Genomic DNA, 26,728 nt, shown 5'->3' on the forward strand with positions numbered 1-26,728 from the left:
TAATTCTCCATTAGATTCATATTGGCGGGTAATAATCGTACGCTCACCATTAACACCAGCCTGCTTGACCTGGCTTTGGCCTTGGGCCAATTCATCTGTCTCTACTTGCTCGGTTTTATAAGGAATGCTTTCTACAGTGGTTACATCTTTAGAAGTTACAACTGCTTCTGGCAACTCATGCTTGGGTGCTTCACCAGGAACTTGACTAGTTGTGCCAGTACCTACGGCAATAATTTCCTTAACAGCTTCTTTGGTAATCTGGTTAGAGATTTCCTCGCTATGAACTAATTCTCCATTAGATTCATATTGGCGGGTAATAATCGTACGCTCACCATTAACACCAGCCTGCTTGACCTGGCTTTGTCCTTGAGCCAATTCGTCTGTTTCTACCTGCTCGGTTTGATAAGGAAGGCTTTCCACAGTCGTCACGTCTTTAGAAGTTACAACGACTTCTGGCAACTCATGTTTCGGTGCTTCACCAGGAACCTGGCTAGCTTTGGCTGTGCCGACCTTAACAATTTGGGCCACTGGGGCCTGAGTTTCTTGGCTTGAGACTACTTGACGGTCCACTTCTTGGCCGTCTACCTTATAAATACGGGTAACAGTCGTTTTTTGACCTGCAACACCTGGACGGGCAATCTCACGAACCCCCTCTGCTAGGTCTTCGCTCGCTTCTTCCACAGTCGCGAATGGTAGGCTTTCGGTGCTGGTTACATCTTCAGTTGTTACGACTGCCTCTGGCAACTCATGCTTAGGCGCATCACTAGGGACTTGACTAGCTTTGGCTGTGCCGACCTTAACAATTTGCACGACAGGCTCAATCGTTACTTGGTTGGAAACTTCCTCTGTCTCTAGAATCTTGCCTTCTAAGCTATAAGTGCGAGTGACGATTGTACGGGCTCCCTCGACACCGGCCTGAACAATCTCTCTTTCTCCTTGAGCCAACTCCTCAGTTTCTTCCTCAATAGTCTTAAAAGGAACAGCCTCGATACGGCTACTTTCCTCTGTTACTAGTTCAGGCAAGTCATGAACGATTGGCAGACGGGCAAATTGGCTTTCACGAGCAGCCTCTTCCTGCCTTAATTTCTCTTGAGCCAAAGCCTGGGCCCGTCTCTCTTCTTCGGCTCTTCTTTCTTCTTCTGATAATTGGTCTAGTTTTTCCTGAGAATCCTTTTGATTGGGACCTAAATTTCCCTCATTTTTATCCTCTTTATTGGTTAGACCTTGATCAATCACAGGGTCGGCCTGATAGGAACCAGTCAATTTCCCAGCTTGACTCAGCTGATTTCCCTTGATGTAGCCAACATAGTCATAGCCTTGAATTTCCAAAGGAGCAGGCAGGGCCTCTCCTGGTTTCAGACTCAGGCTTTGATTATAGCTGGCTAACTCTCCGTTTGCAATAGCCAGGGCTGATGGACTTAGAAAACTAGCTCCCAGACTGGTCACTAAAAGCATGGCCTTTAAGCTCTTCTTGCCCTTTTGTCCCTTGGTAACGACAAAAACGACCAAGGACAATCCAGTCAAGGCCAAGACAGCTTCTCTAAGATAATGGTGACCCGTATTTGGGAGTTGATTAGCTCCGAGATTGACAGTTCCCGCCTTAGGTCGATAAACCAAATAGTAGGAATCGTTCTGACTTTCAACTAATTTAGGTACTTCTTTGACAATCAAATTCTTTTCCGCATCGGTCAATTCAGCTTCCTTGACATACTGGTAGCGGATAGGTTGATCAGAGCCGTTCGATAGCTCCTCTGCCTGAACCTCCTGTGTCTGTCCTCCCAGAACAAACATAAAGAAGGAACTCCCGATTGTCGCCGATACTAGACCGACAGACAATTTCCGAAAAGAATAGCGCCTACGCTCTTCTCCCTTAAACATCTTTTTCATCTTATCTCCCTTTTTTCTTCTCCCTTTTACAGAAAAAAGCATCTTTCTATCCTAAAATCACGAGCAAGCCCTGAAATCTACTGGCAAATCATTCGCCCAGCCAGGCAAAACTGGTTTCCTAAACTCGCTTTTTAAAGGACATCAATCCATACTATTCTATTAAATTCAAGTATAATATTCAACTAAAACAACTTAAAAAAATGTACACTTTCAGCCAAAACTATCATTTTTTAAAATCCCTTATAAAAGTTTGTCCAAGAGGCTGATAAGGCTTATCTTATCTGCTGGAAAGTGTTATAATAAAGCTAGGGGGGAAGAAAGACAAACTTTTTAGAAAAATGAGGTGTTTTCATGTTCAAACAGTTCAAACTCAATACTAGCATGCTAGCCATTAAGGCTAAAAAGCTCGGTTGGCGCCCTTTTGTCGTTTGCTATCTTCTATATGCTTTGGTGATGTCCCTGACCCGGCCCTGGCTGATTTCTACCTTTCAGTTGGGCAAACTTTGGTCCATCCTAGGCGCTTACTTTATCACTTGCCTTGTCTGCCTAGCTTTTATCACTAGCTTGGGCCACTACTCTTTCAAAGATTTGGGTCTAGAAAAAAGCAAATTTGGAAAAAATGTTCTCCAGGGTTGGCTCTATGCTAGCCTGATTCTAGGTTTGATTTTCTTGGCCAATCTAGCGACAGGAGCTATTCATGTTAACCTCAATCCACAATTTCAGCCACTCCTCTTTCTGCTCCTACTAGTCGGCTTTAGCGTCCAGTCCTTTATGGAAGAATTTCTCTTTCGCGGTTTGATTTTTACCAATCTAGCTATCCAGATTGGCCCAGGTCTAGCTATCCTTATCAACTCCTTACTTTTTGCTCTAGGCCATGCTAGCAATGCCAGTGCCTCTCCCCTAAGCGTCATCAATACTTTTTTAATCGGTTTTCTCTTTAGCCTCATAGCCTACTACCATGACAATCTCTGGCTGGCCGCTGCTTTTCATGCCGGCTGGAACTTCTTACTAGGTCCCGTCCTAGGAAGTGAGGTGAGCGGTTTTGAACTCCCAACTTCTTGGTTAAAGATTAGCCTACCAGATAAGCTTCAACTCCTTAATGGCGGTGCCTACGGTTTTGAAGCCAGCATTTTAGTTAGTGTTTTGATACTCATCTTCATAGTCTACTATCTCCAAGCCATCAAAAAAAGCTCCCTCATAAAATAAGGAGCCCAAGAAACATTCCCTCTCAGACAGAAAGTAGTCTGAACAGGGAGTGTTTTTTATTTCCTTTTGAACTTTAGTGATGCTGACTAGGGACGAGGTGACCACCAAGGCTTTCTATAAAGCGCCTAAAACCAGCTCGTCCTTGAGGGTCCCGCTTATAGACCCCCGCATCTTCTAGGACCCGACAAAAGATTTGACCGACCGATTGGCGGACCAACTCTTGGACCCGGTCTTTTTCTAGGTCAAAGTTTTGGGCCTTTAGCTCTTGGGCCCAGGCCCGGTGATAAGGGGCCAGTTCATGACTCTCCCCTAGCAAAAAGGCCTCTACTTGCTTCAATTCTTCTTTGAGCCTTGGCGGAAGGATAGCTAATCCCATCACCTCAATCAAACCAATATTTTCCTTCTTGATGTGCTGGACATCAGGGTGGGGGTGGTAGATACCATCTGGGAACTGACTAGAAGTCTGGTTATCGCGCAGGACCAAATCCAGCTCAAACAGACCCTGTTTCAACCTCGCAATGGGGTTAATGGTATGGTGTTTTTCTCCCTTTGATTCTGCTAGAATCCCCACTTGAGGGTCCGAATAAGTCTGCCAGGCAGTCAAAATTTTATCGGCCACATCAAGCAAGGCCTCTTTATCCTTGCTCTGCAAGCGAATGACAGACATGGGCCAGGCCACAATACCGGCCTTAACTTTCTCAAAGCCTTGGAGCCTAAAGACTTCCTCCATCGGAGCCTGCTCCATGGGGAAGCAATGCCGGCCTCCCTGGTAATGGTCATGGCTAAGAATAGAGCCACCAACAATGGGCAAGTCGGCATTGGAACCGACAAAGTAGCCTGGAAAAAGCTCTACTAGTTCCAAAATCCTGGCCATACTGGCCCGGTCAATCTTCATGGGCCGATGCTGGGCCGCTAAAAAGATACAGTGCTCTTTAAAATAAGCATAGGGAGAATACTGGAAGCCCCAAGTCTCTCCCTGCAAGTCCAGGCGGATAATCCGATGATTGCTTCTAGCCGGATGATTGAGCCGACCTAGATAACCTTCGTTTTCAAAACAGAGTTGGCATGGGGGATAGTCGCTAAGCTTGGCTTTTTTGGCCGCAGCGATTTCCTTGGGATCTTTTTCTGGCTTAGCAAGGTTGATGGTAATCTCCAAGTCACCATAGGGACTGGCCACCCGATAGGCAATATTTTTGGATAGGGCCTTGATTTTGATATAGTCATTGGCTTGACTCTGCTGGTAAAAATGAGCCAGGGCCTGATCTGGACTTTTCTGATAATTGGTCCAAAATTCTCGATTGAGCTGACTGGGACTGGGACTAGCTAGATCCATTAACTGGCTAGCCAATATCTCCTGCTCCGCCAGACTAGAGCCGATTTGTCCAGCTTCTTGCGCCAGGAAAACCAGCTGGTCCTTTAGGTCAATCAAGCCTTCCAGCTCTGTCTCATAGGTCAAAGGAATCTGACCAACCAAGGCCAAAACCCGATTTTGTAGATAAAGGCGGTCCAACTCCTCGTAGTGACTACTGGCAATCAACTGATCTACAAAAGCCTCCAATATTTTCTTAGCCATCTCATCCCCCAGTCTAGTCTAATAGGCGCGTTCCGGACGCTATCTCTGCAATATAAAAGCTAGGAGCATAGCCAACCTCTGCTAAATAGTTGGCCTCGACTGCTGCTTTAAAATCTTCCACCGCATCCTTTTTAACCAAGGCCAGAGCACAACCTCCAAAACCAGCTCCCGTCATCCGGGCTCCCAGCACCCCCTTTTGCTTCCAGGCTGCATGGACCAAGCTGTCTAGTTCCAGGCCCGTCACTTGATAGTCATGCTCCAGAGAAACATGGGAAGCATTCATCAAACGACCAAATCTAGCCAAATCCCCCTCTTTTAGGGCTACCTCAGCCTGCAAGGTCCTTTGATTTTCCAAGACCGCATGACGGGCTCTTTTCAAACGATTTTCATCCGCTATCAGGTAGCTATACTCATCAAAATCCCCCTGGCTCAACTGACCCAGACTGGCAATATCCAAGACCTGGTTGAGCTCGCTGAGCGCCGCCTCACACTCGGCCCGCCTTTCATTATACTTAGAGTCAGCAAGTTCCCGCCTCTTATTTGTATTCATAATAACGATAAGGTGATCGCCCAAATCTAGCGGGACCAAGCGATAGTCCAAACTATTGGTGTCCAGATAGAGGGCCTTTTGATCCGCCCCCATACCGATGGCAAACTGGTCCATAATCCCCGAATTTACCCCGATAAAGTTATTTTCAGTCTCTTTCCCAATCTTGATGAGGTCCAGGCGACTCACCTTTAAGTCAAACAAGGTCTCAGCCATCAGCCCAATCAAGAGTTCTAAGGAAGCCGAGGAGGACAGACCTGCCCCATTGGGAATGGTCCCATAGACATAAATGTCCATGCCCTGGTCAATTTTATGGCCCGCCTTTTGAAGAAAGTGGAGGACCCCCTTGGGATAATTGGTCCAATGGTCCTCTTTTTTATAGGTCAAATCGGCCAAGTCTAGCTCAATAATTCCCAAATCCGCAAAATTGGCAGAGTAAAAGCGCAGGAGCTGGTCCTGGCGTTTGCGAGCCGCCCCATAAGTACCTAGACTAATGGCTGCTGGAAAGACATGGCCTCCATTATAGTCTGTATGCTCCCCAATCAAATTGATTCGCCCTGGTGAAAAGAAGGTATGGTCGGCTTCCTGTCCAAAAACAGCCACAAAATCCCGCCTCAACTCTTGGCTAGAAAGTTTTTCTGTCATAAGAATGCTCCTTTGAAAACGTTTTATTTCCTATATTTTAAAATAAATTTAGTAAATAATCAAGTATTTTACTAAATTTATTTAGGCAATTCTAATCAGATGAAGCTGTCGGCTCAAATAATCACCCTCTGCTAAAAACATGGTTAAACCGGCATACATCAATTCGGCTCCCGAGTAACACTTATCCTGCTCCTGAACTTGATAGAGGCCTTCTTCTGCCAAGCCCTTTAACCTTAAAGTCCGCTCCATCAGCTCAATCTCTCCTTGAATCCGAACATAGGTGACTAAGACCTGGTCTCGGTAGTTAAATTGCAGGGCCAACTCATTGCTATTCTTACTAGGGTTGATGAGCCGATAAGGCCGGCCCAGTTGAACTAGGGGGCGAATTTTCTTATAAAAGGCAAGATCGCTAGCCAGCTGCTCTTTTTCGCTAGAAGACAGGTTAGTCAAATCAAGTTCATAGCCGAGATTGCCCATCATGGCTACATGACTGCGCGTGGCAAGCGGGGTTAAGCGCCCCATTTGATGATTGGGGATCGCCGATACATGGGCCCCCATAGTGATAGGCGGATAGAGATAGGCAGAACCATACTGGATAGCCAGGCGAGAAATGGCATCGCTATTATCACTAGCCCAGACCTGAGGGAAGTAACGCAAAATACCCAGGTCATAGCGGCCCCCTCCTCCCGAGCAGGCCTCAAATAAAACCTGATCATGCTTTTCTGTCACATAAGCCAGCAAGTCATATAAGGCCAGCATATAGCGATGGGACTGCATCCGCGTTTCCAGATAGCTTGAGCCATTGCCTACATTGGTCATATTGCGATTCATATCCCACTTGATGTAGTCAATCTCATAACGACTAAGCAAATGATCCAAGACCTGCTTGAGATGGGCCAGAACCTCTGGATTGGCCAGGTTCAAAATTAACTGGTTGCGCGAATAAGTATGCTTGCGGCCTGGAGCTTGAATGGCCCAATCAGGATGGGCCCGATAGAGCTGACTATCCTCGGAAACCATCTCCGGCTCAATCCACAAACCAAACTTCAATCCCTTGGCATGCACCTCTTGAATAAAACTTTCTAGACTTCCTCCTAGTTTTTCCTCATTGACCGACCAATCTCCCAAGGAGGAGCTGTCATCATTACGCTGACCAAACCAACCATCATCTAAGACAAAGAGCTCTATGCCCAGTTGAGAGGCCTCATCGAGCAAGTCCAGGAGTTTTTTCCGACTAAAGTTAAAGTAGGTAGCCTCCCAATTATTGAGCAGGATAGGTCTTGGTTTAAAGGCAAAGTTTCGGGGAAGAATCTGCCCCTGAATAAAGGTCTGACTAGCCTGGCTTAGCTGGGTTAGCCCTTGACTAGAGTAGGTAATCAAGGCCAAGGGAGTCTGAAAATCTTGACCAGGTTCAAGCTCCCAGGAAAACTCCTGCTCATTGATACCTAGCCCCAGACGGACCTCCTCTACTTGATTTTGCTGGACAAAAGCCTGAAAATTTCCACTATACATGAGCTGGAAGGCCCAGGCTTGGCCAGAGACTTCATTGGTTTCTCTTTCACAGAGAATAAGACTAGGGGTCTGACTATGACCAGAAGCCCCTCTGTTGGAGCTGACGGTAAAGATGCCCTGACTAAGCTCCTGCCGTCCCAAGCTTTTTTCACGACCATAGGCCCCTTGAAAGCTAATCACATCATAGTCGGCCCTAGGAAAGTCCAGACAGAGACTTAAGAAGCGCTCCAGGACTACCCTTTCTGAGCCCAAATTTTCCAGCTTAGCAAAAGCACTGATTGTCGCCTCTTTCTCATAACTGGTAAAATAAAGGGTCAGTCGGAGCTGGGCCAGACTATCCTCCAAAATCAAGGCCAGACTTTCTGCCTCCTGATTGGGATAAGGATGGGGGAGACCTTGCGGCCCAAGGCCTCCTGCTAGTAGCTGGGCCTCTTTAAAGCGAAAGTCGGTTAAATCATTGGTCCCATGTTGAATCCTGATGGAGGGCTCTCTAAAGTCCCCCCAACCATGCTGGCCAAAAATTTGCCGCTGAATATCCAAGCTAAAGCCCCGATTTTCCGGATTGGGGTTGGGAGCAAAGGTATGTTCTCGCTCGATTATTTGATTGGAAAAATGATAGGTATCAATTCTCTTTCCCAGATGCTTCAACAATAAGTAACCCTCCCTTTCCTCCAGGATTAGACTTAGGCCCTTACTCTGGATATAAAAGAGATTTTTATCAATCTTAATTGCCATTTACTTGCCTCCTTTACTAGCCTTATTCTACCTTTTATTTCTAAGATAGAAAATGGAATTTTGTTGACTCTATATGGTAAAATGTTAGTTAGGAGGTGGCGACATGTTTATCAATACAGAATACCAGACCAATACTATTGACTTGAGTCTTGACTTCTATGGCTACGAGGATTGCCCCGCTGGCTATTCCTTCGGGCCTGCCTTGAGGGATAATTTTGTCCTCCACTACATCAGCCAGGGCCGGGGGACCTTCCACTATCAGGACCAGGTAATAGAGCTGGCAGCCGGAGATTTTTTCCTGCTCAAGCCCGATGAACTTACCTTCTATCAGGCAGACTCCAAGGAGCCCTGGTCTTACTATTGGCTGGGCCTGAGCGGAACAAAAATTAGCCACTATTTTCAGCTGTCAGAGATTTATCAAGATGCCTTTATCAAGGACAAGACTAGCCTAGGCAGCCTCCAAGTCGGCCAATTACTGGAAAAGATTGTCAAGGAGGCCGAGCAGGCCCATAGTCCCAGACTCTACCAGCTCCACCTTATCGGTCAAATCTATGAGCTCCTCTTTCAATTAGGACAACTAGCCCCCCAAGAAAGCGGGGACAAGGGCAGGGCTAGCTACCAACTCTACTTAGAAGCCAAGAGAATGATTGAAAGCCGCTATTCCTTAGAGCAACTGAGTATTCAAGCCATCGCTAGCGAGCTCAATATCCACCGGAGCTACCTCTCTACCCTCTTTAAGCAATACAGCAAGCTCTCACCCAAGGAACTCCTCCTTTATGTCCGCATGCAGCGGGCCAAACAGCTCCTTGAGGACACTCAAGAACCCATCAAGGTCATTGCCTCCTCGGTTGGTTTTAGCGATGCCCTCTACTTTTCTAAGGCCTTTAAACACTACTTTAAACGAAGCCCTAGCCAGGTCCGTAAGAAAAACTAGCTTTTACTAAACTTTCCTTTGTTTTTTACTAACATTTACGATATAATAGCAAGAAAATAGGAGGTCCCATGGCAACTATCAAAGAAATTGCAGAGGCCGCTGGTGTTTCCCCAGCTACTGTCTCTCGTGTATTGAACTACGACCCCGCAATGTCGGTCAGCCAAGAAACCCGCAAAAAGATTTTTACCATTGCCGAAGAGGTCAATTACCAAAAACCGCAGAAAAGTCGAAAAACTAGGAGCAAGCAGGTCAGAGTGGCCCTGGTCGAATGGTACACCCAAAAAGAAGAGCTCAATGACCTCTACTACTATTCCATCCGCTTGGAGGCAGAAAAGCAACTCCAAGAGCTAGGTTATGATTTCTTTCGGGTCTTTAATGATGACTCCTTAGACCAACTTGGTCAGCTAGATGGTATCATTGCCATTGGTAAATTTAGCCCCCAGCAGATTCAAAACTTAGAGCAGGCTAGCTCCCACCTAGTCTTTGTCGATAGCGACAGTTTGGCCTTCGGCCATAGCTGTGTGACTAGCGACTTTGAACACTCGGTTGTCTCCCTGCTTGATCACTTTCTGTCCAAGGGGCTGAAAAAGATTGGTATGCTATCAGGCCAGGAGCAAACCTCTGACCAGAGCCTAACCCTACCAGACCCACGCCTAGAAGCCTTTAAGACCTATCTGGGCCCCAAAGACCTCTACCAAGAAAACTATCTAAAAATTGGCAAGTTCTCATCAGAAAGCGGCTACCAGATGATGAAAGAGATGATTGAGGACTTGAGGGAGGACTTTCCCCAGGCCTTTTTCCTAGCCAGTGATGCCCTAGCTATCGGGGCTATTCGGGCCCTCCAAGAGGCTGGCTTTGCCATTCCTAAAGACGTCAGCCTCATCTCCTTTAATGACACCTCCATCGCTAGCTATGTCTACCCCAGCTTAAGCAGTGTCACCGTCTTTACCAAGGACATGGGTCGCAAGGCCGTTGCAATCCTAAAGGAAGAGCTAGAGACCAGCGAGGAAAAAATCCCTTATATGGTCAAACTTGCTAGCCGACTGACCCTACGAGAGAGCAGTTTGTAAAGGAGCCCAGATGAAAACCTATGAAAGACTTTTTGATCTCCTTAGTCAGAGTTCAGACTACATTAGCGGAGAAAAACTAGCCCAAGACCTGGGCATCTCCCGAACCTCCATTTGGAAGGCTATTCAACGCTTGGAAAAAGAAGGGCTTGAGATTGACTCCCTAAAAAATCGCGGTTATCGACTCACATCAGGCGACCTACTGATTCCTGAAAAAATCGAAGAGATAGCTCCCATTACCGTCTCCATCAATCCCCACTGCCAATCAACCCAGCTGGATGCCAAGGCTGGAATAGAGGCCAACCAAGCCAGCAACCACCTCTATCTAGCCAGTTCACAATCCGCTGGCCGTGGACGCTTCGGCCGGGACTTCTACTCTCCCAAGCAGGGAGGCTTTTATATGTCCCTCCACCTAAGGCCCAACCTCCCCTTTGACCAGGTCCCTGCCTATACCCTGCTGACTGCAGGAGCTATTTATCAGGCCATCAAAAATTTGACCCTAATCGATGTCGATATCAAATGGGTCAACGATATCTACTACCAAAATAAAAAAATAGCCGGTATCCTGACCGAAGCCACCAGCTCGATTGAGACCGGCCTAGTCACCGATTTGATTATCGGTGTAGGCTTTAACTTTTGTATCAGTGATTTTCCAGACCAGATAAAAGACAAGGCTGGCTCCCTCTTTAAGCAAAATCCACCCATTAGTCGCAATGAGCTCATTGGTGAGATTTGGAAATGCTTCTACCAGCTTCCTAGTGACCAGTTGATTTACCTCTACAAGAAACGCTCGCTAGTCCTAAATCGGCAGGTCCGTTTTCTGAAAAACCAAGAGAACTACCAGGGCCTAGCCAAGGAAATCTCCGATAAGGGCCAGCTCTTAATCCAACTAGCCGATGGCCAAGAAATCTGGCTAGCCAGTGGCGAGGTTTCCCTCCAATCCTGGTAGAGCTTAGAAAGCTTAGAAAATAGTAAAAGAGCCTTGAGCTACCTAAAGGGTCCAGCTCAAAGCTCTTATTTTTGGCCCTATAATATCGGCTCTATAATATCTGTAGTGGGTAAATCCATCGCAGAGATGATAGGAGCTTTTGATTGTAAAAAAACATACTAAGAGTAGTAGTCAAGAAATCTCCAATCAACTTCTCAAAGGGGCCAAATCACTTTTTCTAAATTGGAACAACTGCTAGCTACGCCAACTGCTTAACAATATTAGAATCTAGTTGTCTCTTTTCCAAGCAAGGACTTCTACGAAAAATGAAAAGGACAATCGCAAGTCACTTCAACGAAGCCACATAGGATTGTCGCTGTACAACGTCTTTTCGGGACGATATATTACCTCATAACTCAGAGAAGCTATTCTATACTTCTTCTAGAGAAAGCCCTTGGAACACTTGGCAAATAGTGACAAAAAGCCTTATTTATCTCCTAGATGATTTATCTTAAGCGATTAGTTCAGACTTGAAATTTAGCTTTGTCCTAAAAAATAGAAAAAGAGCTGAAATTCAGCTCTTTTTACTGTTAAATTATAATTCAATGTCACCAAAGAGGTCTGCCATTGAGAATCCAGTTTGAGTTTCTGGAAGTTCAAAGTCACGTTTTTCTTGACGTTTTGGACGACGTGGACGTGATTGACGTTTCTCATCTTTTTGGCCTTCTTCTTGAGCTGGACGCTCTTCAAGGGCCTTGATAGAAAGAGATACACGTTCGTCAGCAGCGTTAACATCCAAGACCTTAACAGTCACTTCTTGACCAACCTTAAGGGCATCTTTTGGATTTTCAACACGTTTGTGTGAAATTTGTGAGATGTGTACCAAACCATCAATACCTGGCAAGACTTCAACAAAGGCACCGAAGTCAGTCAAGCGTTTTACAGTTCCTTCAATTACATCACCAGAAGCTAATTTTTGCTCAACACCATCCCATGGTCCAGGGGTGGTTGCCTTAAGTGATAGGGATACGCGACCTTCTTCTTCGTTCAAGTCAAGGACTTTCACTTCGATTTCTTCACCAACTGAAACAACAGACTTAGGTGAAACGTTGCGTTCGTGTGACAATTCAGTCAAGTGAACCAAACCATCTACACCACCCAAATCGATAAAGGCACCAAAGCTAGTCAAACGTGCAACCTTACCAGTTACTACATCACCAACATTTAGCTTACCAAATACTTCTGCGCGTGCTGCTGCTGCTTCAGCTTCCACAACTTCACGGCGAGAAAGGATAAAGCGGTTTTCTTTTGGATCCACTTCCTTGATTTTTGCGTTAAACTCTTGACCAACAAAGCGTTCAGTATTACGAACAAAGCGTGTATCAAGCATTGAAGCTGGAATGAAACCACGAAGTCCTTCAAATTCTACTGAAAGTCCACCCTTAACAGAGCGAGTTCCCTTAACAGTAACAACTTCTTCTTCACGACCAACTAATTTGTCCCAAGCCTTGCGAGCTTCTAAACGTTTTTTAGATACTAGGTAAGTAACTGTATCTGTGTCTTTACCCACTACTTGACGAAGAACAAGCAATTCAAGTGTTTCGCCTGGTTTCACAAGTTCGTTAATATCAGCGTCACGATCATTAGTCAACTCGCGAAGAGTCAAAACGCCTTCTACACCTGTACCAGAGATTGCAACATTAGCTTGGTTTGCGTCAACGGTCAATACTTCAGCAGTAACAACATCACCCGGCTCAACTTGGCTAACACTGTTTAGCAAATCTTCAAATTCATTCATCTAAAAAAATCCTCCAACAATCAAGCTTTCGCTTGACATACTATAATATTTTCCTAAGCACCGCAAGGACATCTAAATTTATCTTTAACGTTTTTATCAGGCTATAAAGAAATAAAATACCCCTAAGATATTTTACCTCCCCCTGATAGATTACCTAAGAACTGGGGTAGCTGGATTCGAACCAACGCATGAGGGAGTCAAAGTCCCTTGCCTTACCGCTTGGCTATACCCCATTATTAAGATGGAGAGAGAGGGATTCGAACCCCCGAACCCGAAGGAGCGGATTTACAGTCCGCCGCGTTTAGCCTCTTCGCTATCTCTCCTTTGCCTGTCTCTTGTCAGATAGTTCATATACAATCAACGCAATCTATTGTAACATGAATCAAATGAAAAATCAAGGGATTATTTACCTAAATTGTAGCTTTCAATCAAATTTTCTACCGCAGCTTCCAATTTCTTATGAAAACTATCTACATTCCCTGCCTTGATAATGGCGAATTGCTGGTCTAATTCAGCAATCTCTCCGATGACTTTTTTACCGATAGACAGGCTATAACCTGGATATTCCTCTTGGCCAACCTTGACCGAGCTATCTGCAAGCTGGATTTCAATTTTCTTATCTTTTTTACTCATTTTCTACCTCTTTCAAGAAACTATTGTACAAAAAAAGCCGTTCAGAAGCAAGTCTTATGAGAAAAACCGTCTTAAAATAGACAGTTCTTTCAATTTAATCCCAAATAAGTAGAAAAATGAACAGCTTTTTCTGAGTAAAACCAATCGTGATATACTTCAAACACTGCCAAAGGATTGTTGCCGTACTGTTCAACCAAATCTTTTACAGTCACAAAACTACGCCAATATTGGTAAAAGATAGCTTGAATAGACTCTTGATAAGTCTCAACAGTAAAACTTTCTAAGCCAGCTCGACCGTATTTGTCTTTTAGATTATCTACCAAATAACGCTCAAGCGCTAGTTTTTGCTCAAAACGTTTCGGCGGTAAAAGCATTTTCGCTGACAAGTATTCCACCATTCCCTCTTCAAACCACATCGCTGTCCGATTGTCCTCAAAATCATCTAAAAACAAATCTGAATGGTGGGCGAGTTCATGTCCTAGAACTTGCAGAACATCAATTTCGCTGTAATCCTGATAAAATTCATCAACTAAATGATGTTCTACTCCCTCTACTGTGCGCAAAAATAGCTCTTTCCAATAAGTTACATCTGGTGTTAGAGTAATGAAATGGGCATTTGTATAGGCAGCTATTGATTTTTGCGATAAAACTTCGGTAGCCTGATGAACATTTGCCAGAACTAATCCTTTAGGCAATTCTATCAGACGATAATCTTCCTCAAGTTTTTTGATATACTTTTCCACTTGCGGACGAGCACGACCAATAAAGGCTTGATAAGCTGTAAATTCCTCTTGGTCATTGCTAGCTATCAAATATTCCATGCCAGATTTTCCTTTAATCCACCTTGACAATCCAACCTGCTGGTGCTTCTACATCACCGAATTGGATACCTGTTAATTCATCGTAGAGCTTGCGGGTGACTGGTCCCACCTCTGTCTCGCTATAAAAAACATGGAAATCGTCGCCGTTCTGAATCCCTCCGATTGGCGAAATCACGGCAGCCGTTCCACAAGCTCCTGCTTCAACAAAGCGGTCCAAATCAGCAATCGCTACATCTCCTTCTACCGGCTTGAGACCAAGTTTGTGCTCTGCCAGATAGAGGAGCGAGTACTTGGTGATGGAAGGCAAAATAGAGGGGCTAAGCGGAGTCACAAATTCATTATCCTTGGTAATCCCAAAGAAATTGGCAGATCCGACTTCTTCAATCTTGGTATGGGTAGCGGGATCCAGATAAATCACATCTGAAAATTTCTTATCCTTGGCCATTTTACCTGGTAAAAGGCTAGCTGCATAGTTTCCTCCCACCTTGGCTGCGCCAGTACCATGAGGAGCCGCCCGGTCATAGTCTTGGGAGACTATGAAGTTGGTTGGAGTCAGACCCCCTTTGAAGTAATTACCAACCGGCATAACGAAGATAGTAAAGATATACTCATCAGCTGGTTTTACCCCGATAATGTCCCCAACCCCAATCAAGAGAGGCCGGATATAGAGAGTACCACCGGTACCATAAGGCGGGACATAATCTTCATTGGCGCGAACGACTTGCTTGACCGCCTCAACAAACATATCTGTCGGAACTTGTGGCATAAGGAGTCTGTCGGCCGTTCTTTGCAGGCGTTCCGCATTCTGGTCAGGTCGAAAAAGCTGGATACTACCGTCCTTGGTCCGATAAGCCTTGAGCCCCTCAAAGGCCTGCTGACCATAATGGAGGCTAGGAGACGACTCGGAGATATGCAGGGTTGCATCTTCTGTCAATTCTCCTTGTTCCCACTGACCATTCCGGTAGTAAGCGATGTAGCGGTAGGGTAATTTCATATAGGAAAATCCAAGATTTTCCCAGTCTAAATTTACTGTCATAAAGGCACTCCTCGACTAAAATATTTGTGCTTAAGCAAAATCCGATTGATAAGCACAATAAAATTCTGATTGTTTCTATTTTACACCTTTTTGAGATATTTTCAATAGTTTTTCATAAAATTCTGAAAATTCTTTTAATAAAGAAGAAACCAGCCTTAAACTGATTCCTTCTGGTCCTTAGAATCAAAAACTCTTATTTAAGATAGGCCTCCATGACCTTTTGGTCACTAATACTATCTGAAATAAAGCTACCATTGCTGGTTCTTTCTGATAGGGAGAGATTAGGTAGGTCAACCTGGTAAACTTGATTTGTTTTAGAGATGACTTCTAAGGTTTGGCCTTGCTCTACTAAGGCTTCTTCTGTTGTAAATAAATCCAAGTCTGCCGGCGCTTGGCCCAAGACCGGACCAGCTATCTGAACACGGTGAGGCTTATTTTTAAGCTCACGCAGAACTTGTAGCCCACGATTGGCCCGGGAAGTCGCTGGAATCTCCTTGACAGCCATCCGCTTGAGCGAGCCACGCTGGGTCAGGAGGTAAAAAGAGTCGCTCTCGACAATAAAGGCACTAGCTAGAACATCGTCTCCCTTGAGGTTAATGGCCTTGACTCCCGCTGCCTTGGCTCCGACAATCGGTACTTCCTGAATATTAAAGCGCAGGGCATAGCCCTTATAAGTCACTAACATGACATCTTCTGACTGAATAGGTGAGAGGGTGATAATCTCATCCTCTTCATTTTTCAATTTGGCATACTTGACAGACTTGGACTTATAGGTCCGCCATGGCGCGAACTCTTTGCGTTCAACCCGCTTGATTTGGCCCAGTCGACTGACTGCCATATAGACACCCTCGTCCATCTTATCCAAAAGGTCTACATAGAGCACCTGCTCACGATTTTCAAAATTGCTGATAGTCTGGCTCAGGTGCTCCCCGATATCCTTCCAACGAATGTCAGAGAGTTCATGAATGGGTCGGTAGATGACATTTCCCAAAGTGGTAAAAATCAGCAAATGCTGGGTTGTCTTGGCCTGGCTGACAAAGAGAAGGCGGTCATCATCTCTCTTGCCAACTTCTGCTAGAGTAGAGGCATTGTAAGAGCGAGGACTGGTCCGCTTGATGTAGCCACTGCGAGTCACGCTGACAAAGGTTTCTTCCTCAACGATTAGACTGGCTGTATCAATCTCAATGGCATTGGCCCTATCCTGCAATTCAGAGCGGCGAGGATTGGCAAACTTTTTCTTGACCTCCCTTAGCTCACGCTTCATCAGATTAAACATGGTCCGTTCATCTCCGATAATGGCCGCAAGCATAGCAATCTTCTCGCGCAATTCTGCTTCTTCTTCCTGCAAAACAACCACATCGGTATTGGTCAAGCGATAAAGTTGTAGGGTAACAATGGCCTCAGCCTGCTCCTCGGTGAACTCATAGGAAACCTTAAGATTTTCCTTGGCATCCGCCTTATTCTCAGAAGCCCGAATCAAAGCGATAACCTCATCCAAAATGGAAATGACCCGAATCAAGCCCTCTACGATATGGAGACGCTTTTCAGCCTTGGCCTTATCAAAACGAGAACGAGCCAGGATAATTTCCTTACGGTGGGCGATATAGCTAGTCAGAATGGGCACAAGCCCCACTTGTTGCGGCGTGAAATTGTCAATGGCCACCATATTGAAGTTATAATTGACCTGCAAGTCGGTATATTTGAAAAGGTAGTTGAGAATAAGCTCGGTATTGGCGTCTTTCTTGAGCTCAATAGCAATGCGTAGACCGTCACGGTCAGATTCGTCCCGCACTTCGGCAATGCCTGTTACCTTATTATTGACCCGCACATCATCAATTTTCTTAACCAAAACAGCCTTATTGATTTCATAAGGAATTTCGGTAACGATGATTTGCTCCTTGCCGCCTTTTAGCTTTTCAATCTCGGTCTTGGAGCGCACAACCACGCGCCCCTTACCTGTTTCATAGGCTTTTTTGATTTCGTCGCGGCCCTGAATAATGGCTCCAGTCGGAAAATCAGGTCCCGGCAAAAAGTCCATCAGTCTATCAACCTTGGCAGCCGGGTGATCAATCATATAAATCACAGCGTCAATTACTTCAGCTAGATTATGGGGCGGAATATCTGTCGCATAACCTGCCGAAATCCCTGTTGCCCCATTGACCAGAAGATTAGGAAAGGCAGCTGGCAGAACCGTTGGCTCCTTCTCCGTATCATCGAAGTTCCAGGCAAAAGGCACGGTATTCTTTTCGATGTCCTCTAGCAAGTAGCCTGCCATCTCTGACAGACGGGCTTCGGTATAACGCATGGCCGCAGGCGGATCCCCGTCCATAGAACCATTATTACCATGCATTTCGACCAAAATCTCGCGATTTTTCCAGTCCTGGGACATACGAACCATAGCATCGTAAATGGAACTGTCCCCATGCGGGTGAAAATTCCCCATGATGTTTCCGACCGACTTGGCCGACTTACGGTAACCCTTATCAAAGGTATTACCGTCCTTATTCATGGAATAAAGGATGCGCCGCTGAACGGGCTTCAGACCGTCGCGAATATCGGGCAGGGCCCGCTCTTGAATGATGTATTTGGAGTAGCGCCCAAAGCGCTCTCCCATGATGTCCTCCAGGGACATGTTTTGTATGTTTGACATATAAGATACCAAGCCCGTAAAAAAACAAAGTAAAAATAGGAAATCGGCAGAAAATCCTGATTTTCTAGACGATTTATCTTTTTTACACAGCTTTTAGGGCGGGTTCAATTCCCTTTCTTTTAGATACAAGAACGCTTGCCCTTGCTCAATTCTTTTTCACAAATTTGACACTCTGTGTCGTACCTTCATTTTGGGTTACCGTTTTTTGGAGGTATATTTCTGTGTCAGTTATTTTTTGAATGCGAAGAACTCTTCCCTTACTAATCAGTAAGTCAAATTCCTTGTTCGATTTGCTTTTAACAATCGTTTCACTGGAGATAAGATTATCTTGCTCTCTAACTTCCCACTTTCCGTTTTTTTCCGAAAATTGGTAAGTGACTTTCCAGTCCTCGCTGTACCATTTTCCTTTCAGCCAAGGTAAGTCAGGCGTTTTGGCTTTGCTACAAGCCACCAAAAGCCCCAGAGATAGGAACAAAGCAAAAAGAATCGCTATTTTTTTCATTTGTCTGTCTCCAATTTTATTTCCTCAAGCGCAGGGCGCTGCCGATTGGGACAAAGCCTAGTGCCTTGTAAAAGCCGTCTTCTTCTGACGCGAGCTCAATTCTAGTCGCTGGCAGTCGCGATTGAATTTCCTCAATCAATCTGCGCCCCAGGCCTTGTCTGCGGTGACTTTTGGCAATGATGATTTCGCCGACAAAGGTCATCTCGACGCCGTCGGTGATGTAGCGGGCAAAGCCGATAATCTGGCCTGCCTCTTCCAACACTAGACAGACCGAAGCGGTTGCTGCAAGCATAGCTGCCACTTTTTCCTTGGTAAAATTGGTCCACTGCTCTGCTTGATAAAGGGCCAAAAGCCCGTCAAGGTCGCTAGGACTTGCTCTACGTAACATGATATTATCCATAAAGAACCCCTCTACTTATCCAGATAAAGTCCCTTGGTCACACTTTGATGGATTAGCTCTTGCACCAAGGGCCAGAGAGCAGGAGCTTGGTCCTTGATAAACTTCTTTTTGGCTAGGACCTGGGTCTTGGTCAAGCTGGCTGGATTATAGTTCTCCTCTGCCACCTTGACATGATTGATAAGGGGTATCAGCGCATCAATGACTCGGCTATAACGAGCCTCTGCTGAGGAGCCTTTTTCAAACTCTAGCCACAAGTCAGCCATCTCTTGCGCCTGCTCCTTGGGGAGCTTGCTGACAGACACTTTCATGGCTGCCAACTCCCGCTCAAAGGAGTCGGCCTTGCCCACCTCATCAAAGACCGAGGTATCACCAGCCCGCATTTCTCCCAGTTCATGCACCAGCAAAAGCTCCAGCACCTTGCCCATATTCAGGGCTTGGGGAAAATATTCCCGAAAAACAAGGGCACACATGGCCGCCTGCCAAGAGTGCTCAGCACTATTTTCAAAACGAAAATCATCAAGGGTCAAGTTCCCTCGCTTAACCGTCTTTAATTTTTCAAGCTCATTGATAAAAGCCAGTTGCTGATAAAGTTTGTTCATGGAAACTCCTTTCTATGGGCTGGAGAGTATGGAGAAAGCAGAACCTTATAAGTCTTCTGTCTTATAGAGGGTGTAACCTTCGTAGTAATAGGAGGCGTCAAGACCTTTGAAGAAGGTTACTTGACTAAGGTCATCAATCAAAGTCTTTTGCAGCAGGTATTTGAGTTCGCCAGTTGAGACATGACTGCGTTTCATAGCATTAAGATAGTTGTCCTTATCAATGGCATTCCAATCCACTATCTTTCCTAGCTTGTCCCGAAACATGCAATCCAGCCAAATCCGCATGGCGCGTCCATTTCCCTCTCGGAAAGGATGAGCAATGTTCATATCCGCGTATTTGTCGACAATCTCGTCAAAGGTCTCATGAGGTAATTTATCAATGTAGGCCAAGGACTGCTCCAGGAAGATACGAGGTGCAAACTGAAAATCGTCCTTGGCGATATTGACGTCGCGAATGTGTCCAGCAAAATCGTAGATGTCACCAAAAAGCTGGGCATGGATAGCCGACAAACCAGCAAAGCTGCCGACCTCAAAGGCAAACAACTGCCCGCTCTCAAAGAGTTGTTTAGCTCTGACCTTCGTCAGGCGCTCCTCCTCGCGAGCCAGTTCCGCACTGTTTGTGATACCTAATTTATTGGCTAAAACCATGATTTCCTCCTTTCTTTTTGATAATCTTTGTGCCCGTCTATTTTTTGAGAATAAATTGCTGGGAAATTTTTGAGGTTAATAATCTGGTACTAATGGATCCTGCGGTAAAATATGGTATTTGTACAATAATTTATAAGTAATTGAATTAAAATTATCCTCATCAGGAACTTTTAAAACATCCATGAAATTATTTGTTTTTTCTAATTTATTGTTTAGTGTATCAGAATCAATCTTCAAACCAGCCAATGCTAACAAATTAACCTTGTCATCATCTGAATTTATCCTATCGAATTCTTTTACTAAATAGTCATGTGCTGTCTTATAGATGCTTTGCTCCCCATTTATTTTCACCTCATTTCCTTTTATTAAATCTATATTTTTTGTATAATTTTTTAAATCCTCCCACTCCTCTTCACTAATCTCAATTTTATCTCCTACACTCGTTGAAAGAAAAGTAATCTTTTTCAAATCTTTTGGATTATCTTTATACGAGTATTTAACTTGTGTAGCAATTAGTAGGAACGGATAAGTTCGTATTATTACACCATTACCTAAATTTCTTTCCTTTACATCGCGCATTCCTTTTTTGGCATAGAAATTTTTGGGAAGAGTAGAAGTCATCACTTCATCAATAGTTTTTCCTGTTAAAGTCTGACTTTTTACATTCTCATAAGAAATTGGTAACAGAACAAGAAAGGTTGTCTCCTCTCTTTTTACTACTGACGGAATATACATCAAATAAGTTGGGTGCGGTGGAGAAGTTAGTGGCTTAGTTGACTCATTGTAAAGAGTATAGCTGGGGTTTTCCTGCCAAAAATTTTGTATAATATGAAAATTAGTAGTATCCATGTATTTTGTCCTACTTGAATTTATAAAGAAACTATACACAGAAAAAGCCAATGCTACTAAAGAAATCAATATCGGTAATATTTTCAACCAATTTTCACCACTGGTAAAAAATTTTAAAAAATTCATTTTCCCTCCTACGACGTAAGAAAAACAAAACGTTATTTTTTGCTTTTCGAGCTAGTTTAGTCCAATACTCCTCTTTTCCTACTCACTGTTACGACGTGATGAAACCGAGCCGATTATGCGAGGTTGAAGAGCTAGTGAGATGCCTAGCAAGTTCGCCATAGCGACTTGCGTCTCACAAATAGAGAGGTTTACTCTCATTTGTGAGTGGCAGATTAAAACACCCCCGTCTCCTCCAAGGTAAACTTAACATTATCCTCAATCCATTTACGTCTTGGGGCGGGTTTGTCGCCCATAAGGACGGAGACGCGGCGCTCGGCGCGAGCTAGGTCTTCGATGGTTACACGGATTAGGGTGCGGGTTTCAGGGTTCATGGTAGTTTCCCAGAGCTGGTCGGCATTCATCTCCCCCAGCCCCTTGTAGCGCTGAAGCATGGCGCCCTTGCCAAATTTCCGGCGCAAGTCCTCTAGCTCGCTATCGGTCCAAGCATACTCGACTTGCTCCGTCTTGCCCTTGCCTTTGGACATCTTATAGAGTGGTGGCAGGGCGATATAGACCTTGCCTGCCTCGACCAGTGGGCGCATATAGCGGTAAAAGAAGGTTAAGAGCAGGGTCTGGATATGGGCACCGTCGGTATCGGCGTCGGTCATGATGATAATCTTGTCGTAGTTGGCGTCCTCCAGTGTAAAGTCCGCCCCGACACCTGCGCCAATGGTGTAAATCATGGTGTTGATTTCTTCATTTTTGAGAATATCCGCCATTTTGGCTTTCTCGGTATTGAGCACCTTACCACGCAGGGGAAGAATGGCTTGGAACTTGCGGTCCCGGCCTTGCTTGGCAGAACCTCCGGCCGAATCTCCCTCGACTAGGTAGAGCTCATTTTTACTGGCATTTTTGGATTGGGCTGGGGTTAGTTTTCCAGATAGGAGGCCCTTGTCCTTCTTATTTTTCTTGCCATTACGGCTCTCGTCACGAGCCCGCCTTGCTGCTTCGCGGGCGTCTCTGGCACGGATTGCCTTACGAATAAGGTTACTAGCTAACTCCCCATTTTCCAAGAGGAAGAAAGTTAGCTTGTCGGAAACGATATTGTCCACCGCTGGGCGGGCCAAGGGACTGCCCAGCTTATCCTTGGTTTGGCCCTCAAACTGCAAGTGCTCCTCGGGCACCAAGATAGACAGGACGGCAGCTAACCCCTCGCGGTAGTCGGAGCCTTCCAGATTTTTATCCTTTTCCTTGAGCAGACCTGTTTTTCTAGCGTAGTCATTCATGGCCTTGGTAATGGCGGTCTTGAGCCCCGTCTCATGCGTTCCACCGTCTTTGGTGCGAACGTTATTGACAAAGGAGAGGATATTGTCAGAATAGCCGTCATTGTACTGGAGGGCTACTTCAACCTGAAAGCCAGTTTCTTCTCCCTCGAAATAGAGGACCGGTGTCAGGGTTTCCTTATCTTCATTAAGGTAGCTGACAAAGTCCTGGACCCCATTTTCATAGTGAAATTCAATCGCCTCGCCTGTGCGCTCATCGGTCAGGGACAAGTGAACGTTTTTAAGCAGAAAGGCCGATTCGTTGAGCCGTTCGGCGATAATATTGTATTTAAAATCGGTCGTTGAAAAAATCGTGTCGTCTGGCATAAAGGTAACCTTGGTCCCCGATTTTGACTTGGGCGCCGTTCCGATTTTTTTCAAGCCAGTGACTGGTTTACCGCCAGCTTCAAAGCGCTGCTTGTAAACTGTCCCCTCGCGTGTGATTTCCACTTCCAGCCAGCTAGACAGGGCATTAACCACCGAAGAACCAACTCCGTGCAGTCCACCCGAGGTCTTGTAGCCTCCCTGGCCAAACTTTCCTCCAGCATGAAGGACAGTAAAGATAACCTCAACAGTGGGAATCCCCCGCGCGTGCATGCCGACAGGCATCCCACGACCGTGGTCGGAAACGCTCAAGCTCCCGTCCTTGTGAATGGTGACGTCAATCCTGTCACCAAATCCTGACAAGGCCTCATCTACCGCATTATCTACAATCTCCCAAACCAGATGATGCAGTCCTGCTCCGTCAGTTGAGCCAATATACATACCTGGACGCTTACGAACAGCATCCAAGCCTTCCAATACCTGAATGGCATCATCATTATAGTTGTTAATAGTGATTTCTTTCTTTGCCAAAAGGCACCTCCTAATCATTCATCTTTACTATCTTACAAGTTTTTAGCGATTTTTGCAAAACATTTTTGCTCAAAAGGCACTTTTTCTAACTTGGCTAATCGGCCTAGACACTTTTTTCAAATATTCTTCAGGAAATCATCAATCTTGCCCCGCTTTCATGATATAATAGTTTTATGATGAAGATTGTTTTGATACTGTTTCTAGTTTACTTATTAGGGTCTATTCCAGCAGGTTTGTGGATTGGACAGATTTTTTATAAGAAAAACTTACGAGAATATGGAAGTGGCAATACTGGTACGACCAATACCTTCCGAATTTTAGGGGTCAAGGCTGGTCTGGCTACTTTTACTTTCGACTTTTTTAAGGGAACCCTGGCTACCCTTTTGCCCCTCTTTTTTCAGATTGACGGAGTATCCCCCTTACTCTTTGGCTTGGCGGCTGTGCTAGGTCATACCTTCCCAATCTTTGCTGGCTTTAAGGGAGGAAAGGCGGTAGCGACTAGTGCAGGGGTTATTCTGGGCTTTTCTCCCCTCTTTTTTATCTATCTGATTGCTATTTTTGCTTCCTGCCTCTATCTATCCAGCATGATTTCCTTTGCTAGTGTGACCTCGGCAGTGATTGCTATTTTATCGGTCCTTCTCTTTCCTTGGCTGGGCCTGATTTTTAAAAGTTATGATTGGATTTTTACCTTTATTATTCTTGGTCTGGCCTCCTTAATCCTTATCCGCCATCTAGATAATATCAAGCGAATTATGAAAAAGGAAGAAAACCTCGTACCCTTTGGCCTCAACCTTACCAAGCAAAAACCTAAGCAATAAAGATTGAGACTAGACCTTTCAAAATTAGACTCTCGACTGGACAGCCCATGCTTGGGCTGTCATTTTTTTATAAAATAAAGCCAAGAAAAAGCGATTGGAATCTTCCAATCACTTTTTTAGTTAGTCTTTTGAGACTTGCTTAATCCTCTTGTTTTGCCTTTTTAAATCCTAGTAAGGCCAGTCCTGCCATGATTAAGGCCAGGATTGGGGCAGTTTGAGAAGTTTGGCTACCGGTTGCTGGCAGTTGCTTATCAGCCTTACTAAAGGTCTTGGCTGCCTGGAGAGGAACTTTCACATTCCGATTAGAAACTGCTCTTAAGCCAGAAGCTGCATCTTGACTAGGGTCTTGATTTGAACTTTCTTTGCTCCCATCGTTCTTGGCAGGACCTGCTGGATAGGAGTTAGCATTGGCTGGATCTGTCCCTTGCTTGATTTCCTCAATATCTGTATAACCGTCACCATCGCTATCCTTGGTGCTAGACAGGGAAATGGTTCTTGAGTTAGGGTTAATGGCCGCATAGGCAGTCAAATCGGCACTAGCCAAGTAGTCTGCAAAGGCTACGTCCATAGATGGACCCTCCTCGCGTGGCCCACCAAGCATGGTGTAGCCGTCACCACCAGCTGCTAGAAAGTCATTGGTTGCTAGATAGTAGGTCTTTTCTGGATCCAAGACCTTGTATTCTCCGGTTTCTGGGTCCTTGATTTCGATATGGAGAACCCTTTGGTCGGCAGGAAGTGTGGTATCATAGTAGACTTTGGCGCCAGATACATGCAGGAAACCACCACTTGGCTCTAAGAGTGGTTGACCATTTTCATCAAGAACGGGCTTGCCGTCTTTTTCTTGCAGGATAGAACCCAGTGACTTGTTAAACATGGCCGCAATATCTTTGCCTGTGACCTTGATTTGTGAAATAGTATTTCCAAAAGGTAGGACCGCAATCACATTTCCCTTGGTAATTGGCTTATCCTTTTGAATGGTTTCCCGTAGACCACCACCATTGGTCACCGCCAAGTCGCTCTTGTGGGCAAAGCCGGTTTGACCGTATTGGTAGAGAGAGTCAGCTACAACATTTCCTAGGTTGGTCTCGCGGACGCGGACATTTTCCCGATCTCCATTTAGCTCAACCGGACTATTATTGACCAGTACCTTGGCATTTTCTTGGTCATAGCGCTCCTTAATCTGCTTGACTAACTCGGCAATCTTAGGATTTGGTGCTAAATCTTTGACCGAATCAGCTGAAATTTGCTGAGGATTTCCCAAAAGACGACCAGCTTGATAGGTGACTTTTCCGACATTATGGAGGTAGCTACCTGTTTGATTATAGGTCACATTTTCACCGTAGGTGGTTGATTCGACAGTGTGGGAGTGACCATCAATTACTGTAACCCGCTTGCCCTTGAGTTTAGGATTTTTAGATAGAGCTTCTGATAAGGTAGAACCTCGCCACTCAACAGGTGTTGTTGTGTCCACACCTAAATGGGCCAAGACGACATAGTTCTTATAGTTTTTACCTTCCGCGGCAGCCCGGGCCTCGATTTCATCAATCACCTTGTTAACTTCAGTGATTGGATCGGTAAAGGTAACTCCCTGGATATTTTTAGGGTGGGTCTTGGTGGCTGTCTCAGGTGTTGTTACCCCGATAACCACAAACTCATCGCCCTCAACATTTTTATTTTTGTCAACAATAGTTGAGGCTTGGAAGAGGCGAGCTCCGTCTACATAGGTATTAGAGCTTAGAAGAGGGAAATTGAGGATTTCCTTGTATTTTTTAGCCTCATCTAAACCAAAATCAAACTCGTGATTTCCAACCGCCATGGCATCATAGCCGATTTGATTGAGGATATTAGCCCTTTCCTCTCCTTTGGAGCTATTAGAGATAGGCAGACCTTGGAAGGCATCTCCCGCATCAACAACCAAGGTTCCAGGATTTTTAGCTCTTTCCTGCTCAATCACTGCGGCCAACTTGGCATCCCCGATTACTCCTTTTTCTTCCACAATCCGACCATGCACATCATTGGTGTGAAGAATGTTGGCTTCTGGTAAATCTTGGACTTGATTTTCATCAGCGACATTGACCGCTCTAGCTAAATCTTGAGCTGAAATCTCGCTCTTGGGACTATCCATCGCAGGCTCAGTTTGGCTCACTTCCCCTTCTGCTACTGGACTAGCTTGATTGCTTGCCGGCGCCTGGCTTTGTACTTCTTCACTAGCACTGGCTGCTGTTTCATCAGCCTGGACTTGACTAGCCAAAAAGGCTGGCGCCAAGAGCAAGGTCGAGAGGATTGGTAAGATAAAATGTCTCTTCTTCATGAAAAACATCCTTTTCTGTTTTATTTTTAATCTTATTATACCGAAAAAAGTTGCAAATGTGAATATTTCCTAATCATTATTTGTAGAAGGTTCGTTTTTTGAAAAAGACTGAAAACGATAGACTGATTTTCACTATCATTTCAAAAATAAACATCGAATGAATTAGTCGCCCTGGAATCTGCTTCAAAACACTTATTAAAAGAAGGAAAGAGACTGCTCCTTCTATTCAGCTTAATGGAATTACGGAAGAGCTCTTGAGCAAGGAGTGACCCTCTGCTAGTTACTCGCAACTTCAAAGGAGACAATTGGCCCTTATCATGGTAAACTAGTAGCAGAAACCCATACTC

General features: G+C 45.0%; 21 protein-coding genes and 2 tRNA genes (1 of these 23 cut by a window edge). 5 read left to right on the plus strand and 18 right to left on the minus strand.

What is annotated here, in order from left to right:
* Window positions 1–1,929 carry the beginning of a ZmpA/ZmpB/ZmpC family metallo-endopeptidase gene (locus C4K46_RS00450; RefSeq protein ID WP_476756096.1) on the minus strand. It extends 6,711 nt beyond the left edge of the window, so the window shows 1,929 of its 8,640 coding nt (coding positions 1–1,929); the start codon lies at window positions 1,927–1,929; the stop codon falls past the left edge of the window.
* A 309-nt stretch (window positions 1,930–2,238) separates the two neighbouring features.
* On the opposite strand from C4K46_RS00450, the gene C4K46_RS00455 reads away from it, so the two are divergent.
* Window positions 2,239–3,093, plus strand: a complete 855-nt coding sequence (locus tag C4K46_RS00455; RefSeq protein ID WP_209626284.1) for a CPBP family intramembrane glutamic endopeptidase — start codon at window positions 2,239–2,241, stop codon at window positions 3,091–3,093.
* Window positions 3,094–3,166: 73 nt separating this feature from the next.
* On the opposite strand, the gene galT is transcribed toward C4K46_RS00455, so the two are convergent.
* The 3 genes from galT to C4K46_RS00470 form a co-directional block, all read right to left on the minus strand.
* Window positions 3,167–4,666 (minus strand): UDP-glucose--hexose-1-phosphate uridylyltransferase, encoded by a 1,500-nt coding sequence (gene galT / locus C4K46_RS00460; RefSeq protein ID WP_209626285.1) that lies wholly within the window; start codon window positions 4,664–4,666, stop codon window positions 3,167–3,169.
* A gap of 13 nt (window positions 4,667–4,679) precedes the next feature.
* Window positions 4,680–5,858, minus strand: a complete 1,179-nt coding sequence (locus C4K46_RS00465; RefSeq protein ID WP_209626286.1) for a galactokinase — start codon at window positions 5,856–5,858, stop codon at window positions 4,680–4,682.
* Between the two features lie 81 nt (window positions 5,859–5,939).
* The gene (locus C4K46_RS00470; protein ID WP_209626287.1) at window positions 5,940–8,105 is read right to left on the minus strand and encodes an alpha-galactosidase; all 2,166 of its coding nucleotides are present in this window, start codon (window positions 8,103–8,105) and stop codon (window positions 5,940–5,942) included.
* 103 nt (window positions 8,106–8,208) lie between these two features.
* Between C4K46_RS00470 and C4K46_RS00475 the strand changes: the two genes are divergently transcribed.
* From C4K46_RS00475 to birA, 3 genes are all read left to right on the plus strand, one after another.
* A complete protein-coding gene (locus C4K46_RS00475) occupies window positions 8,209–9,039 on the plus strand; it encodes an AraC family transcriptional regulator (protein ID WP_209626289.1) in 831 nt (276 codons plus the stop codon).
* A gap of 68 nt (window positions 9,040–9,107) precedes the next feature.
* The gene (locus tag C4K46_RS00480) at window positions 9,108–10,109 is read left to right on the plus strand and encodes a LacI family DNA-binding transcriptional regulator (RefSeq protein ID WP_209626291.1); all 1,002 of its coding nucleotides are present in this window, start codon (window positions 9,108–9,110) and stop codon (window positions 10,107–10,109) included.
* Between the two features lie 10 nt (window positions 10,110–10,119).
* Complete coding sequence (gene birA, locus C4K46_RS00485) at window positions 10,120–11,055, plus strand: bifunctional biotin--[acetyl-CoA-carboxylase] ligase/biotin operon repressor BirA (RefSeq protein WP_209626293.1); 936 nt, start codon at window positions 10,120–10,122, stop codon at window positions 11,053–11,055.
* 574 nt (window positions 11,056–11,629) lie between these two features.
* Here birA and rpsA read toward each other — a convergent pair.
* The 13 genes from rpsA to parE form a co-directional block, all read right to left on the minus strand.
* A complete protein-coding gene (gene rpsA / locus C4K46_RS00490; protein ID WP_209626295.1) occupies window positions 11,630–12,832 on the minus strand; it encodes a 30S ribosomal protein S1 in 1,203 nt (400 codons plus the stop codon).
* A gap of 161 nt (window positions 12,833–12,993) precedes the next feature.
* Window positions 12,994–13,065 (minus strand) — tRNA-Gln (locus C4K46_RS00495).
* A gap of 9 nt (window positions 13,066–13,074) precedes the next feature.
* Window positions 13,075–13,155 (minus strand) — tRNA-Tyr (locus C4K46_RS00500).
* 79 nt (window positions 13,156–13,234) lie between these two features.
* Entirely contained in the window at window positions 13,235–13,465 is a 231-nt protein-coding gene (locus C4K46_RS00505; protein WP_209626297.1) for a DUF2969 domain-containing protein, read from the minus strand.
* Window positions 13,466–13,554: 89 nt separating this feature from the next.
* A complete protein-coding gene (locus C4K46_RS00510) occupies window positions 13,555–14,286 on the minus strand; it encodes a hypothetical protein (protein WP_209626299.1) in 732 nt (243 codons plus the stop codon).
* Window positions 14,287–14,299: 13 nt separating this feature from the next.
* The gene (locus tag C4K46_RS00515; protein ID WP_209626300.1) at window positions 14,300–15,322 is read right to left on the minus strand and encodes a branched-chain amino acid aminotransferase; all 1,023 of its coding nucleotides are present in this window, start codon (window positions 15,320–15,322) and stop codon (window positions 14,300–14,302) included.
* A 193-nt stretch (window positions 15,323–15,515) separates the two neighbouring features.
* Window positions 15,516–17,972, minus strand: coding sequence for a DNA topoisomerase IV subunit A (parC, locus tag C4K46_RS00520; RefSeq protein WP_209626303.1), 2,457 nt, complete (start codon window positions 17,970–17,972; stop codon window positions 15,516–15,518).
* A gap of 145 nt (window positions 17,973–18,117) precedes the next feature.
* Entirely contained in the window at window positions 18,118–18,474 is a 357-nt protein-coding gene (locus C4K46_RS00525; RefSeq protein ID WP_245335091.1) for a hypothetical protein, read from the minus strand.
* A gap of 16 nt (window positions 18,475–18,490) precedes the next feature.
* On the minus strand, window positions 18,491–18,862 hold the full coding sequence (locus C4K46_RS00530; RefSeq protein ID WP_245335092.1) for a GNAT family N-acetyltransferase: 372 nt from the start codon (window positions 18,860–18,862) through the stop codon (window positions 18,491–18,493).
* 23 nt (window positions 18,863–18,885) lie between these two features.
* Window positions 18,886–19,473 (minus strand): HD domain-containing protein, encoded by a 588-nt coding sequence (locus C4K46_RS00535; RefSeq protein WP_209626307.1) that lies wholly within the window; start codon window positions 19,471–19,473, stop codon window positions 18,886–18,888.
* Window positions 19,474–19,518: 45 nt separating this feature from the next.
* On the minus strand, window positions 19,519–20,121 hold the full coding sequence (fic, locus tag C4K46_RS00540; protein WP_209626309.1) for a protein adenylyltransferase Fic: 603 nt from the start codon (window positions 20,119–20,121) through the stop codon (window positions 19,519–19,521).
* A gap of 75 nt (window positions 20,122–20,196) precedes the next feature.
* Window positions 20,197–21,096, minus strand: a complete 900-nt coding sequence (locus C4K46_RS00545) for a hypothetical protein (protein ID WP_209626311.1) — start codon at window positions 21,094–21,096, stop codon at window positions 20,197–20,199.
* Window positions 21,097–21,308: 212 nt separating this feature from the next.
* Entirely contained in the window at window positions 21,309–23,252 is a 1,944-nt protein-coding gene (parE, locus tag C4K46_RS00550; RefSeq protein WP_209626313.1) for a DNA topoisomerase IV subunit B, read from the minus strand.
* A 173-nt stretch (window positions 23,253–23,425) separates the two neighbouring features.
* On the opposite strand from parE, the gene plsY reads away from it, so the two are divergent.
* On the plus strand, window positions 23,426–24,070 hold the full coding sequence (gene plsY / locus C4K46_RS00555; protein WP_209626315.1) for a glycerol-3-phosphate 1-O-acyltransferase PlsY: 645 nt from the start codon (window positions 23,426–23,428) through the stop codon (window positions 24,068–24,070).
* 139 nt (window positions 24,071–24,209) lie between these two features.
* Here the strand turns inward: plsY and nt5e are convergent, their stop codons facing one another.
* Window positions 24,210–26,381, minus strand: a complete 2,172-nt coding sequence (gene nt5e / locus C4K46_RS00560; protein ID WP_209626317.1) for a cell surface ecto-5'-nucleotidase Nt5e — start codon at window positions 26,379–26,381, stop codon at window positions 24,210–24,212.
* Window positions 26,382–26,728 lie beyond the last annotated feature (347 nt).

Origin of the sequence: Streptococcus oricebi (assembly GCF_017883985.1) — a bacterium.
GTDB classification, from domain to species: Bacteria; Bacillota; Bacilli; order Lactobacillales; family Streptococcaceae; genus Streptococcus; species Streptococcus oricebi.